The sequence below is a fragment of the Cerasibacillus sp. JNUCC 74 genome (genome assembly GCF_053667775.1).
The window spans coordinates 1,812,066-1,826,241 of the sequence record NZ_CM132207.1; the positions used below are offsets into that span (position 1 = coordinate 1,812,066).

At 37.3% G+C, this 14,176-nt stretch carries 10 protein-coding genes; all 10 read left to right on the forward strand.

The genetic code is table 11. From position 1 onward, the window contains the following. Positions 1–24 precede the first annotated feature (24 nt). The 10 genes from bshC (at position 25) to murD (ending at position 13,793) form a co-directional block, all read left to right on the forward strand. Positions 25–1,644 carry a bacillithiol biosynthesis cysteine-adding enzyme BshC gene (gene bshC, locus JNUCC74_RS07940; protein WP_454067589.1) on the forward strand — a complete coding sequence of 540 codons (1,620 nt, stop codon included), beginning with the start codon at positions 25–27 and terminating at the stop codon, positions 1,642–1,644. A 313-nt stretch (positions 1,645–1,957) separates the two neighbouring features. After that, positions 1,958–2,389, forward strand: a complete 432-nt coding sequence (gene mraZ, locus JNUCC74_RS07945; RefSeq protein ID WP_077321508.1) for a division/cell wall cluster transcriptional repressor MraZ — start codon at positions 1,958–1,960, stop codon at positions 2,387–2,389. 55 nt (positions 2,390–2,444) lie between these two features. After that, on the forward strand, positions 2,445–3,422 hold the full coding sequence (gene rsmH, locus JNUCC74_RS07950) for a 16S rRNA (cytosine(1402)-N(4))-methyltransferase RsmH (protein WP_454067590.1): 978 nt from the start codon (positions 2,445–2,447) through the stop codon (positions 3,420–3,422). Further along, on the forward strand, positions 3,422–3,796 hold the full coding sequence (ftsL, locus tag JNUCC74_RS07955; protein ID WP_077320328.1) for a cell division protein FtsL: 375 nt from the start codon (positions 3,422–3,424) through the stop codon (positions 3,794–3,796). Before rsmH ends, ftsL begins: the two co-directional genes overlap by 1 nt. Before the next feature lie 23 nt (positions 3,797–3,819). Further along, positions 3,820–6,009: a penicillin-binding transpeptidase domain-containing protein gene (locus tag JNUCC74_RS07960; RefSeq protein WP_454067591.1), complete on the forward strand. Its 2,190-nt coding sequence runs from the start codon at positions 3,820–3,822 to the stop codon at positions 6,007–6,009. A gap of 365 nt (positions 6,010–6,374) precedes the next feature. Further along, positions 6,375–8,306: a stage V sporulation protein D gene (locus tag JNUCC74_RS07965; RefSeq protein ID WP_454067592.1), complete on the forward strand. Its 1,932-nt coding sequence runs from the start codon at positions 6,375–6,377 to the stop codon at positions 8,304–8,306. 287 nt (positions 8,307–8,593) lie between these two features. After that, complete coding sequence (locus JNUCC74_RS07970; protein WP_454067593.1) at positions 8,594–10,069, forward strand: UDP-N-acetylmuramoyl-L-alanyl-D-glutamate--2,6-diaminopimelate ligase; 1,476 nt, start codon at positions 8,594–8,596, stop codon at positions 10,067–10,069. Then, positions 10,069–11,430, forward strand: coding sequence for a UDP-N-acetylmuramoyl-tripeptide--D-alanyl-D-alanine ligase (locus JNUCC74_RS07975; protein ID WP_454067594.1), 1,362 nt, complete (start codon positions 10,069–10,071; stop codon positions 11,428–11,430). Before JNUCC74_RS07970 ends, JNUCC74_RS07975 begins: the two co-directional genes overlap by 1 nt. 30 nt (positions 11,431–11,460) lie before the next feature. Continuing rightward, positions 11,461–12,447 (forward strand): phospho-N-acetylmuramoyl-pentapeptide-transferase, encoded by a 987-nt coding sequence (gene mraY / locus JNUCC74_RS07980; protein ID WP_454067595.1) that lies wholly within the window; start codon positions 11,461–11,463, stop codon positions 12,445–12,447. Continuing rightward, positions 12,444–13,793 (forward strand): UDP-N-acetylmuramoyl-L-alanine--D-glutamate ligase, encoded by a 1,350-nt coding sequence (murD, locus tag JNUCC74_RS07985; RefSeq protein WP_454067596.1) that lies wholly within the window; start codon positions 12,444–12,446, stop codon positions 13,791–13,793. The genes mraY and murD overlap by 4 nt, the downstream gene beginning before the upstream one ends. Positions 13,794–14,176: the final 383 nt, after the last annotated feature.

Sequence of the window (14,176 nt, forward strand, 5' to 3'; positions counted from 1 at the left end):
TTAATATAAAAGGAGCAGGAATTTATGCGGATCAAACCTATCGATCTATATCAGCAAACAAAATTATTAAGGGATTACCGGGACTATAAACAGAAGATTCACACTTTTTTTGATTACAAACCATTGGATGATTTTGACCATAGGTATCATGATCTGCAACAAAGAAACTTTAAGCGTGAGGAGCTAAGCAACGCTTTACTTACCATGAATAGACAGTGGGATGCTCCTGAATCTACATATCGAAATATACAACGACTTAGAACACCTGAAGCAGTAACCGTTATCGGCGGTCAACAAGCAGGTGTATTAACAGGACCTATGTACACGATAAATAAAATCATCTCCATTATAAAATTAGCAAAAGAGCAGGAAGAAAAGCTGAATGTTCCTGTTATTCCTGTATTTTGGATCGCTGGTGAAGATCACGATTTTGCTGAAATAAATCATATTTTTATAGAACAAGAACAACAAATGTATAAATATCAAGTACATCAGCAAGTGAATAATAAGACAGCTATATCTGATATACAAATAGATAAGCAAATAATGAATCCTTGGCTTGACGATCTATTTAAACAGTTGACGGAAACAAACTATACGAAACAACTATATGATGAAATAAGAATATGTCTCGAAACATCTAAGACATATGTTGATTTTTTTGCAAAGCTTATTTTTCGGCTGTTTCCTCGATCGGGGCTCGTGTTGATTGATTCTGGAAATAAACATACACGTGAACTAGAAAGCGATTATTTCGTTCAATTAATTAAACATCAACCGCAAATAAGTAAAGGTGTTAGTGATGCAATAACCAAACTGCAGAAACTGGGATACTCTCCATTATTAACCGGAGAACTGACGGATGCTCATTTGTTTTATTATCAAGAGGGTGAGCGGATATTATTGAATCGAATGGAGAATGGGGATTGGGAAGGAAAGCAACATGAGATACGTTTAACTACAGCGGAAATGATTCAAATCGCAGAAACTAATCCTTTTTGTTTAAGCAATAATGTTGTTACTCGACCAATTATGCAGGAACTACTTTTTCCTAATTTAGCATTTATTGCCGGTCCCGGGGAACTTAGTTATTGGTCAGCACTAAAGGCAGCCTTTCATGCGTTGCGAATAAAGATGCCTCCTATACTACCTAGGTATTCCATAACTATCGTAGAACGTTCTGTTGAAAAGCTGCTTAAGCATTACCAACTGGACACAGAACGAGTAATTAATAATGGGGTACTTCAAGATAAAGCTGCATGGCTGGAAAGGAAAAACACCCCTTCTATTCAACAAACTGCCGATGAAGTGCGGAAAAAGATTGCTCGGGCACAGTTGCCTTTACGAGAAGTAGCGACGGCAATGCGAAGTGATTTAGGAGCATTAGCGGAAAAAAATTTATTTTACTTGCAGAAGCATATTTCGTATTTAGAATCCAGATTAATGCAGGCACTTGAAGAGAAGCATAAGATTGAGCTAGCTGCTTTTGATTTACTTCATTGTACGCTACATCCAGCAGATGGGCTGCAAGAACGGATATGGAATCCTCTTCCTTGGCTGAATTCTTATGGATTTAATTTCGTTGAAAACCTGATAAATCAAGACTATTCGTTTGAACAAGAACATTATGCGGTTTATGTGTAGAGGGCTTGCAGAAGAGGGATGCTCTACTCGAAACGATGTTGTCTCTAGTTTCAAAAGTTTATTCGAACACTCCCTTAGAAATTTAATCCAAACGAGGAAAAATTAGATCGTGAAGAATATACAGTGCTGTGAACCCCCACCAGCTGCTGAATTGGATAAAAGGTTGTCAAATCAATGAATGACAACCTTTTTTTATTTTGTTTTTTAGGTAAAAAGTCCTGTTTTTGAGGATGATAATGGAAAAACAGAAAATGAGGTGGTGCAGAGTGGGGGGATGTGGTAATATAATATGTACGAAGGTGGGGCGGAATATATGTTCATGGGTGAATTCCAGCACAACATTGATACAAAAGGAAGAATCATTGTCCCTTCTAAGTTTCGCGAAGAACTGGGAACTACTTTTGTGGTGACTCGCGGGCTTGATCAATGTTTATTTGCTTATCCCATGACAGAGTGGAAAATTTTAGAAGAAAAGTTAAAAAAACTCCCCCTTACAAAAAGGGATGCTAGAGCTTTTACGCGTTTTTTCTTTTCTGGCGCAATTGAATGTGAAATTGATAAACAGGGAAGAATAAACATCCCACAAACATTAAGAACGTATGCAAGTTTAGAAAAAGAATGTGTAATTATAGGTGTCTCCAACCGAATTGAGATTTGGTCTCATTCCACTTGGGAAACGTATGTTACTGAATCAGAAGAATCTTTTGCAGAAATTGCTGAGAATCTAATGGACTTTGATATTTAGCGATAGTTCAACTCTCCATAAAAGATGAGCGTATAGGAAGAAATGGGTGTTTTTGATGTTTAAACATATAAGTGTTTTAAGAGATGAAGCAATTAAAGGTCTTAACGTTAAATCAGATGGTGTTTACGTAGATTGTACCCTTGGTGGTGGCGGTCATGCAGAAGCAATTGCAGCTAAACTAAATGATAATGGTTTACTCATTGCTTTTGATCAAGACTTAGAGGCTTTACAAGCTGCTCAAAAAAGATTAGTCGCTTATGCAAAACAGATACGATTTGTTCATGCCAATTTTAATCAGCTTGAAGTGGTTTTAGCAGAACACCAAATTACTCATGTAGATGGAGTTTTATTTGATTTAGGTGTTTCCTCTCCTCAATTAGATCGAGGAGAGAGGGGGTTTAGCTATCAACATAATGCAAAGCTTGACATGCGCATGAACCAGGAACAAACGTTAGATGCTTATGAAATTGTTAACAACTGGTCCTATCAAGATTTGGTTAAGATTTTTTTTCAATATGGCGAGGAAAAATTTTCAAAACAAGTTGCTAGAAAGATGGAAGAACAGCGAAAAAAAGCACCTATAACGACCACATATGAATTAGTTGACATAATAAAATCAGCAATACCTGCACCTGCAAGACGGAAAGGCGGACATCCAGCAAAGCGGATTTTTCAAGCATTGAGAATTGCTGTAAATGATGAACTTGGGGTATTTAATGATGCACTTCATCAAGCAGCGAGGGTACTCGGGATAAATGGAAGACTTGCTGTGATCACCTTTCATTCTTTAGAGGATAGACTTTGTAAACAAGCATTCAAAAAATGGAGTTCAAACAAAGAAACGCCACGTAATCTACCTATTATCCCAGAGCAGGATAAAGCACCATTTCGATTAATAACTAGAAAACCGATTATTGCAACAGCTGAGGAATTAGCTCAAAATCGACGATCACGTTCGGCGAAACTACGAATCGTGGAAAAACAAGCAAAATGGCAACAACAATTTACCTATGAAGAAGGGTGGAGAAAATAATGAGTGCGAATCATGCGAGAACTTGGCAACAAACAAGACCGCAACATACACCGCATCGTAAACAACCTGTTCCTGTTAAAAGTTCAAAACAGGGATGGATTACGAAAGGTGAAAAAGTAATTTATTCCATCATTGGTTTCTGCATCATTTTAGCTGGTATCTATATGGTTTCTTATTCTTCCTCAACCGATGCGATTAATCGCAACACGCAGGAATTAGAAAGCAAAGTACATGTTCAACAATCGAAAAATGAACAATTAGAGGACGAAATTAAAGAATTAAGTGATCCAGATCGAATTATTAGGATTGCGAAGAAAAACGGCTTGAAAATACAAGATACAAAAGTAAAGCAGGCACAAGTCATCGATAATTAACCAATTAAGGGGAACGGACTTGTATGAGAAAAAATAAAACAACTCACTTCATGGCAGGAATATTAATCATCTTATTTGTGGGTATTTTTCTCGTTTTATCGGGAAGGTTTTTATATATTCAAGCAACAGCAGAAGTGGACGGTGTTTCGTTGGAAGCCTGGGCGGACAAGCAACGTACCTCCGCTTATCCATTACCCGCTGAACGAGGTAAAATATATGACAGTAATAAAATGTTATTAGCATATGATAAGCCAACCTATCGCTTGTACGCCATTTTAAGAGAAGATTATTCGGAAGGTGCAAAGAAGCCTAGACATGTAGTGGATCCAGAAAAAACGGCTATGGCATTAGCACCTTTATTGGATATGAAGGAAAGTGACATATTAGAGCGATTGCAGAAAGGGATCGAAAAGAAGAGCTTCCAAGTTGAATTCGGTATAAAAGGAAGAGGACTGTCCTTACAAAAAAAGGATGAGATTGCTGCATTGAACCTACCGGGGATCAACTTTGAAAAAGAAGCTGTACGTGCATATCCTAATGGAACATTTGCTTCTCAAATTATTGGTTTTGCTAAAAAAATGGAAACTGGTAAAAAGAAAAATCCACAGACACAAACCAAAGGCGTAACAGGTATTGAGAAGCAAATGGATAAGTATTTAAGCGGAAAAGATGGTTATATTTCCTTCCAACGAGATAAATATAATAAAAAACTGCTTCATCCAGAAGAGGCTGTGAAAAAACCAGAGAACGGAAAAAATATTTACTTAACAATTGATCAAAAAATACAAACACTGCTTGAGGATACATTGTCTCAAGTAGAGGAAAAGTATGAGCCAGAGCGAATATCAGCTGTGGTCATGGATCCCAAAACAGGGAAGATTATTGCAATGGGTAATCGGCCAAGCTACGATCCTAACAACCCAACAAATGTTGAAAACTGGTACAATGATGTTATTTCAACTCCTTTTGAACCAGGTTCCACTGTAAAGATGTTTACGTGGGCAGCTGCGATTGAAGAAGGTGTTTATAATGGAAATGAAGCTTATAAGTCTGGACAATACCAGCCAAATGAAAAAATTAAGCCTATTCGTGACCATAATGGAGGAAATGGCTGGGGTGCAATCTCTTACGATGAAGGCTTTGAACGCTCCTCCAACGTTGCTGCTTCAAAGCTGGTTTGGGAAAAAATCGGTTCTGACAAGTATCTTGAATATTTAAAAGCTTTTCATTTTGATCAAAAAACGAATATTGATTTACCTAATGAAGTTGCAGGCGAGATTTTGTATAATTGGCCCGCAGAAAAGCTAACTACTGCATTTGGACAGGGAACGACGATGACTCCGATCCAACAAATGCAGGCTGCTACCGCTCTGGCAAATGGTGGAAAAATGATGCAGCCATATATTATTGAAAAAATAATCGATCCTAATTCAAAGCAGGTAATTGAAGAAAAATCTCCGAAAGTCGTTGGTGAGCCAATTTCAAAGAAAACATCGCAGCAAATGCTGAAATTACTAGAATCTGTAGTAAATGGAAAACATGGAACGGGAAAAAATTTTAAATTAGACGATTATACGGTTGGTGGTAAGACCGGGACAGCTCAAATCCCTAATCCAAAGGGAGGTTATTTAATCGGTCACGAAAACTATGTGTTCTCCTTTTTAGGAATGGCCCCCATTGATAATCCTCAGTTAATGATGTATGTATCTGTAAAGCAGCCAAAACTTAGGCCGAAACAAGATGGCTCCATCCCGAATGGTGCCGAACCTGTTTCGTTCATTTTTAATAATGTCATGGAAAATGGCTTGCATTATTTAAATATTGATCCAGATAAACAAAATAAGACAAAAGCAATAGCCATACCTAGTTTAATTGGCAAAGATGTAGATCAAATGAAAGACGTATTAACAAAACGAGGTTTACGAGTTACAACAACTGGAAAAGGGAAAATAGTAAAAAGTAATGTAGCTGAGGGAGATAAAGTTCTACCAAATGACCATATCTTCTTAGTAACAGAAAAACCGCAAATGCCAAACATCATTGGCTGGTCATTTCGGGATGCTATGCAGTTTGCTCAACTGTTGGATTTAAAAACAGAAACATTTGGTAATGGCTATGTAGCGACACAGAATATTAAAGTCGGGACTAAAATTAAGCAAGGTGACTATTTAGGGATTGAACTTGTTCCACTTGAAAAACAAAAGAATAACTAAGTCTTCATTGAAGAACCCCTTATCTACAGTCGAAGTGAAAAAGTATAAAGGGGACCAACTATAATTCTTCTAATAATCTGTTATGAAGGAAATAAAAGCCAAAGGTTTTATCCCGCATGTAAGGTGCCGTAAGACTCCCACTTCCAAATCTTGAGTTGATACAAAAGGTCGGGAGAAAACGGCACCTAAATGCCCAATTCGTTTAAGGGCCTTTAGGTCATACGCCCAGGTACTAACATTCAGTAGGAGATGGAAGAAAACTCCTACTGAATGAAGTTTCACTTTATGCAAGAGAAACAGTGTTCTAATCCATCTTCAACGTTCATATAGTGAATACAAGCATGTCTTTAAAAAGGAGATGTAGTATGAAACGTGTATCCGCTGTGACGACGAAGAAAAGGATTGTCGCTGTTTTTCTTATTGGTTTAGTCATTTTTCTAATCATCGATATTCGCTTAGGTTATGTACAATTTGTATTAGGTGATCAATTAATGGGACAAGCTACAGATTCATGGACAAGAAATATTGAATTTGAACCTGAACGGGGGAGAATTCTAGATGAAAATGGAGAGGTTCTCGCTGAGAATGTAACAGCCCCCTCTGTTGTTGTTGTCCCTAGGCAGGTGAAACAACCGAAAGAAACAGCAAAAAAACTAGCGGCTATTTTAGATATTTCTGAGGAGAAAGCATTGGAATATATTACAAGAAATGCTTCCAGTGTGAACATACACCCAGAAGGTCGAAAAATCAATGAAAAACAGGAAATGGCAATTCGCTCACTAAATATGGAGGGTATTTATTTAGCAAAGGATTCAAAAAGGCATTATCCATATGGTGATGATCTTTCCCATGTATTAGGCTTTGCAGGGATTGATAATCAAGGCTTAATGGGACTTGAATTATTTTATGATGAACTACTAAATGGTGAAAAAGGAAGTTTATCATTTTATTCAGATGCTAAAGGAAGAAGATTAGATGATTTGGCAGATATCTACACACCGCCAAAAGATGGGTTAGACTTAAAAACAACGATCAATACGAAGGTCCAAACGATTATGGAAAGAGAGTTAGATTTAGCGGAGTCTAAATATGACCCGGATGGTGCTATTGCTATTGCAGTTAATCCTAAAACGGGCGGTGTTCTTGGAATGACATCACGTCCTAATTTTCATCCGGAAAACTATCAAGAGGTAGATTCTACTATTTTTGACCGTAATTTACCAATTTGGAGTACGTATGAGCCAGGTTCCACTTTTAAAATTATAACATTGGCTGCTGCACTTGAAGAGGGAGTGGTAGATTTAACAAAAGATCATTACCACGATGATGGTGCTATTAAAGTAGGAGGAGCAAGACTGCGGTGCTGGAAAAGTGGCGGACATGGGAGTCAGAATTATTTAGAGGTTGTGCAAAATTCTTGCAACCCGGGTTTCGTCAATCTTGGGCAAAAACTTGGAGAAGACAAGCTATTTTCATATATTCATAATTTTGGTTTTGGTAAGAAAACGGGGATTGATTTACAAGGAGAAGGAACTGGTATTTTATTTAAACCAGAAAATATTGGACCGGTTGAGTTAGCTACTACTTCCTTTGGTCAAGGTGTTTCTGTTACACCGATTCAACAAGTGATGGCTGTAGCAGCTGCTGTAAATGGCGGCTATTTGTATAAGCCTTACATTGCAGATGAATGGATTGATCCAACAACTTCACAAGTTCAGCAGAAGGTTGAATCAACGTTAAAGAAAAGGGTGATTTCGCCCGAGACTTCAAAAGAAATTCGCCAGGCGCTAGAAAGTGTCGTGGCAGAAGGAACAGGTCGCCCAGCTTATGTAGATGGTTACCGTGTGGGTGGGAAAACGGGAACTGCACAAAAAGTGGGACCAGATGGTAGATATATGGAAAACAATTATATTGTATCATTTATTGGATTTGCACCAGCTAATGATCCAGAAATCGTCGTCTATGTAGCGGTTGATAATCCAAAAAATACGGTTCAATTCGGTGGAGTTGTAGCAGCTCCAATTGTAGGGACTATTATTGGCGATAGCCTCCGAGCAATGGATATCAAACCGCAAAAGGGAGGATTGGAAAAGAAATACCAGTGGCCAGATGAGCCAAAAGTAGAAGTTCCTGACTTGGTTGGATTAAGAAAGAAAGAGTTAACGGAGTATATGACAAATTTATCAGTAGAAACAAGTGGAGAGGGAGACTATATCGTTGATCAAGCTCCTAGTCCTGGAACAAAAGTTGAACAAGGATCTAAAATTAGAATTTATTTAGCGAAAAAAGATCGTTAAACAGATTTATATTTGCTATAATAGATAGGCATTAGAAAAAACTTGGTTTGTCGCCAAGTTTTTAGCGAAAGCTGCAGTTTTTCTTATACGAGAAAACGGCACCTAAATGCCCGATTCGTTCAGCTAACATTCAGTAGGAGGTGGAAGAAAACTCCTACTGAATGAAGTTTCACTTTATACTTTCCTATAGCAAAATAAAGAAGAGGGTAGTACTACCCTCTTAAAAATGAATGTCACAAAGAATTATTATATAGTGAGAATTTAACAAGAAGAATGGGATGTTACAAATGAATTTAGATGAATTAGTAAGCTGTTTACCTTTTTATCAAACAAACAAAAGTATCGACAACATAGAAGTTACGAACATTGTGATGGACTCACGAAAAGTGGTGTCTGGCAATTTATTTGTTTGTATTGCTGGTTATACAGTCGACGGACATGATTTTGTTAAGCAGGCTGAACAAAAAGGAGCTGTTGCCATTGTCGCAGAAAAGCCGGTGGATTCAAAGCTTCCTACTATATATGTTGCCGATTCCCATCGGGCCTTGTCGATGCTCGCTGTAAAGTTTTTTGAGAATCCAACAAGTAAACTTCCTTTAATCGGTGTAACTGGAACAAACGGTAAAACAACCGTAACCTATTTGCTAGAAGCTATCTTTCAATTAGCTGGGCGAAAAACTGGTGTTATAGGCACCATACACATGAAGATTGGAGAAAAAACGTATCCGGTTGTAAATACTACTCCAGATGCACTCATGTTGCAGCAATCATTTAAACATATGGTGGATGAAGGAGTAGACCAAGCTATTATGGAGGTTTCTTCTCATGCACTTGTGCAAGGGAGGGTCCATGGCTGTGATTATGATATGGCTATATTTACCAATCTCTCCCAAGATCATTTAGATTTTCATAAAGATATGGATGAGTATTTACGAGCGAAAAGTCTGTTATTTGCTCAACTGGGAAATAATTATACGGAAGAAAAACTAAAATTTGCGATTATTAATGAAGATGAAACAGCAAGTAAAGTATTAAAAGAAAGCACTGCACAACATGTCATTACGTATGGTATTAATAAACCAAGTCAAGTGATGGCAACGAATATTAAATTAGGAGCTAAAGGAATCCATTTTCAGCTGCAAACCCCAGTCGGCAATATACATATTAAAAGTAAACTGATGGGTAAATTTAATGTTTATAATATGCTGGCAGCGAGTGCAGCCGCAATAGCCGCAAACATTCCACTTTTGGTTATTCAAACAGCTTTTGAGCAAATCGGCGGCGTGAATGGACGGTTTGAGCCAGTTAATGAAGGTCAGCCATTTGCAGTAATTGTTGATTATGCACATACCCCGGACTCGTTGGAAAATGTCTTACAAACGGTGAAAGAGTTTGCCACTGAACGTGTGTTTGTAGTTGTTGGTTGTGGAGGAGATCGGGATCGAACAAAGCGCCCGATAATGGCAAAAATAGCGGTTGAATATGCAGATAAAGCAATTCTAACCTCTGATAATCCAAGAACGGAAGATCCACAGGCGATTCTAGATGATATGATCAGTGGATTATCACAAGATTCCACATATCAAGTGATTGTTGATCGCAAGGAAGCTATTTATGAAGCGGTTCATCAAGCAGCACCTGGAGATATTATCGTAATTGCTGGAAAAGGTCATGAAACGTATCAGCAGATTGGTCATACAAAACATGATTTTGATGATCGAAAAGTCGCCCGTGAAGCAATTTTAGCGAAGGAGAATAAATGATGTTTACGGTAAAGTGGCTTTCGCAAGTATTGCCAGACTATAAGGGAAATATAATTGATCAATCGATTCAAGGCGTTTACACAGATAGTCGTGAGACAATGACAAATGGTTTATTTGTCCCTATTATTGGTGAACGCTTTGATGGACATGAGTTTGTCGATCAAGCCATTGCGAATGGAGCAGTTGCAGTTATATGGGGTAAGGAAAAAAAACTACCGGAAACGATACCTGAACATATTACGGTATTTAAGGTTGATAATACGTTGACAGCCCTTCAAACCGTAGCGTCAGAGTATCGCAAATTGGTTGATCCAATTGTGATTGGTATCACGGGTTCCAATGGCAAGACGACAACGAAAGATATGATTGCAGCAATTTTAAAGACAACGTATAAGACCCATTGCACAGCTGGTAATTTTAATAATCATATTGGTTTGCCATTAACGATTTTGTCAATGCCGAAAGACACAGAAGCATTGGTTGTTGAAATGGGAATGAGCCACTCTGGAGAGATTCAATTATTATCCGCCATTGCGAAGCCTGATTATGCTATTATCACAAATATCGGTGAATCACATATCGAATTTTTAGGTTCTAGGGAAAATATTGCCAAGGCTAAACTGGAAATACTAGCAGGACTAAGTAAAACAGGTACATTAGTAATCGATGGAGATGAACCATTATTAAGTCATCTACACCATCATAATTATGTAAAAACATGTGGTTTTACAACGGGTAATGATACACAAATTACTTCGACTGTATTAAAGCAAGAACAAACGGTATTTCAAATACTTGATGGCACCACTTATACGATTCCCTTTTTAGGAAGTCATCATGCTAAGAATGCTGCTTTGGCGATTACAATAGGCAAATGTTTACATATACCAACTGAAAAAATCCAAACAGCATTTGATTCTATCATGAAAACAGGCATGCGGTTTGAAAAACGAATTGGAAAAAATGGTGTCACGATCATTAACGATGCGTACAATGCTTCTGCAACATCGATGAAAGCTGCCATTCAGGTTGTTAAACAAATGGAAGGATTTTCGGAAAGGGTATTAGTGCTAGGAGATATTTTAGAACTGGGAGCTTATTCTGAAGCTATGCATCGATCTATTGTAGAAGTAATTGATAAACCAATTACAAAAGTTTGCACATTTGGTAAAGCTGCTAAATATATTACAGAGGCGATGAATGAGCAGAATAACCAGATTCCTGCTGAACATTACTCAACCAAACAAGCTTTACTCAAAGCGCTGCAACCTCATTTACATGAAAAAGCAATTATTTTATTTAAAGCTTCTAGAGGGTTGAAGTTTGAAGTATTAATAACTGAGTTGAATCAGTCTATATAGTCGGGCGGTTTCGTACAAGGAGGAATAATAATGAATTTTTCTGTGTTATTTATAACCATGGCTATCGCATTCTTAATTACCGTCCTTTTATCTCCTATTTTTATTCCATTTTTAAGACGATTGAAGTTTGGACAAAGTATTAGGGAAGAAGGACCTAAATCCCATATGAAAAAGACTGGAACACCAACGATGGGTGGTATTATGATTGTTTTTAGCATTGTCATAACTTCTCTAATTATGGCATGGAAAACAAATCCAGTCGGTGTTAGCTATGAATTGTGGATTTTATTGTTTGTTCTCGTGGGATATGGTCTGTTAGGATTTTTAGATGATTTTATTAAAATTATAAAAAAACGCAATCTTGGCTTGACCTCAAAACAAAAGTTGCTAGGACAATTAATTATTGCGCTTATTGTATTTTTTGTCTTACGATATCAAGGATTTCCAACGTATATTTCTATTCCAGGTACAACCATTCAGTTAGAATTAGGCTGGGGTTACGCACTTTTAATTATATTTATGCTCGTTGGTTCATCGAATGCAGTAAATTTAACAGATGGTTTAGACGGGTTACTGGCAGGAACTGCTGCCATAGCGTTTGGCGCTTTTGGAATTTTAGCTTGGTATGGCTTCCCACAAAATGAGGTAACTATTTTTGCATTAGCTGTGGTCGGAGCATTACTGGGCTTTCTTGTATTCAATGCACATCCTGCTAAAGTGTTTATGGGAGATACAGGTTCATTAGCATTAGGAGGAGCGATTGCTACCATTGCGATTTTAACCAAACTAGAGATCGTTCTAGTCATTGTTGGCGGTGTGTTTGTCATTGAAACACTTTCTGTGATTATTCAAGTAATATCATTTAAAACAACTGGAAAAAGGGTGTTTAAAATGAGCCCATTACATCATCATTATGAGCTTTTAGGCTGGTCAGAATGGCGCGTCGTGACAACCTTTTGGCTAGTAGGGCTTGTTTTTGCAGCTTTAGGAATTTATATTGAGGTGGGCTTAAATTGACAAGGCTAAAAGATTTTCCCTATAACCATATTCTTGTTTTAGGATTAGCAAAAAGCGGTACTGCTGCCGCGAGAGTTTTGTTACAACATGGAAAAAAAGTACGTGTAAATGATCAAAAGGCAGCAGCAAACGATTCAGAGGTAAAAAAACTAAAAGCGATGGGCGCAGACATGATACTCGGCTCCCATCCTATTTGTGTGCTTGATGAAATTGAAATCATTGTGAAAAATCCGGGAATTAATTATGAAAACCCAATTATAAAAGAAGCGGTAGAACGTCAGATCCCAATTATTACAGAAATTGAGATAGCTGCCCAGCTAACGGATGCTCCGATCATCGGTATAACAGGCTCAAATGGGAAGACAACGACGACAACGTTAACTACAGAAATGTTAAAGAAAAGTAATCAGGCTGTTAAAGTTGCGGGAAATATAGGGATCGTTGCAACTGAAATAGCTGAAAACTTGGTAGAAAATGAAAGGTTAGTTTTAGAATTATCTTCTTTTCAGCTGATGGGAGTTGATAAGTTTAAACCAAAAATTGCTGTCTTACTTAACATATTTGAAGCACATTTAGATTATCATAAAACCTTTGAGAACTATAAACAGGCAAAGTTTAATATATTTAAAAATCAAACGGAAGACGATTATCTTGTATATAATGCGAATGATAAAAACATCATAGCAGAGGTTGGGAAATGCAAAGCAACAAAAATTCCTTTCTCTGTAAAAGAACAGCTTGCTAACGGGGCTTGGATGGATGAAAATTCCATTTATTTCAAAGATGAAAAGATTATGGATCGAATTGATATTTCCTTATTAGGTGAGCACAATTATGAAAATATTTTAGCTGCAGTGGCAGCTGCTAAATTAAGTGGTGCTACAAATGAAGGAATTCGGACAGTTTTATCTATGTTTACTGGGGTTAAACATCGTTTGCAATTTGTTGGTAATTTCCATGAACGCTTTTTTTATAATGATTCCAAAGCCACGAATACTTTAGCAACGCAAAAGGCATTATCAGCTTTTGAACAACCGGTTATTTTATTAGCAGGTGGTTTAGATCGTGGTAATGAATTTACGGATTTACTTCCATATATGAAGCATGTGAAAGCATTAGTACTTTTTGGCGAAACGGCAAATAAATTAAAAGAAATAGGTAAGAAAGCGAATATTCCTGTTATTCGGTTAACAGAAAATGTTCAATCAGCAGTCCAAATTGCTTTTGAAATTTCTCAACAGAAAGATATTATTTTGTTATCACCAGCATGTGCCAGTTGGGACCAATATCGAACATTTGAAGAAAGAGGAGACATGTTTATACAAGCTGTGCATACATTAGTATAGGGGCTTGTTTAAAATAAAATAATTAAAGTTCTTGTTCAAAAGAGATGATAAAAAGGCTTAATGTCTGCTAAAGTAGCAGGCGTCCTTGAAAAATCAAAGCGCTTTGATTTTTCAAGGACAAGAAGAACTACGACAGCAAGGTTCACTTTATTTCTCTTTAGAAGTTCTCCAGTTTGTAAGTCCTAGAAGAGTGCTCCAGCTTTTGTTCTCCTGTTGGCAGCGCTGATACTAGCACGTCCTATGTGTCAAAGTTCGAGTTCAGTTAGAAACATGGGATACGGAGAAATTCGAACCGTTATTTACCAGTCTTTTTGAACATACTTTTTAAAAATTACTTTTTAAACACCCCCTAGCAATCTTGTAAAGTGGGGTGTTATTTTGCT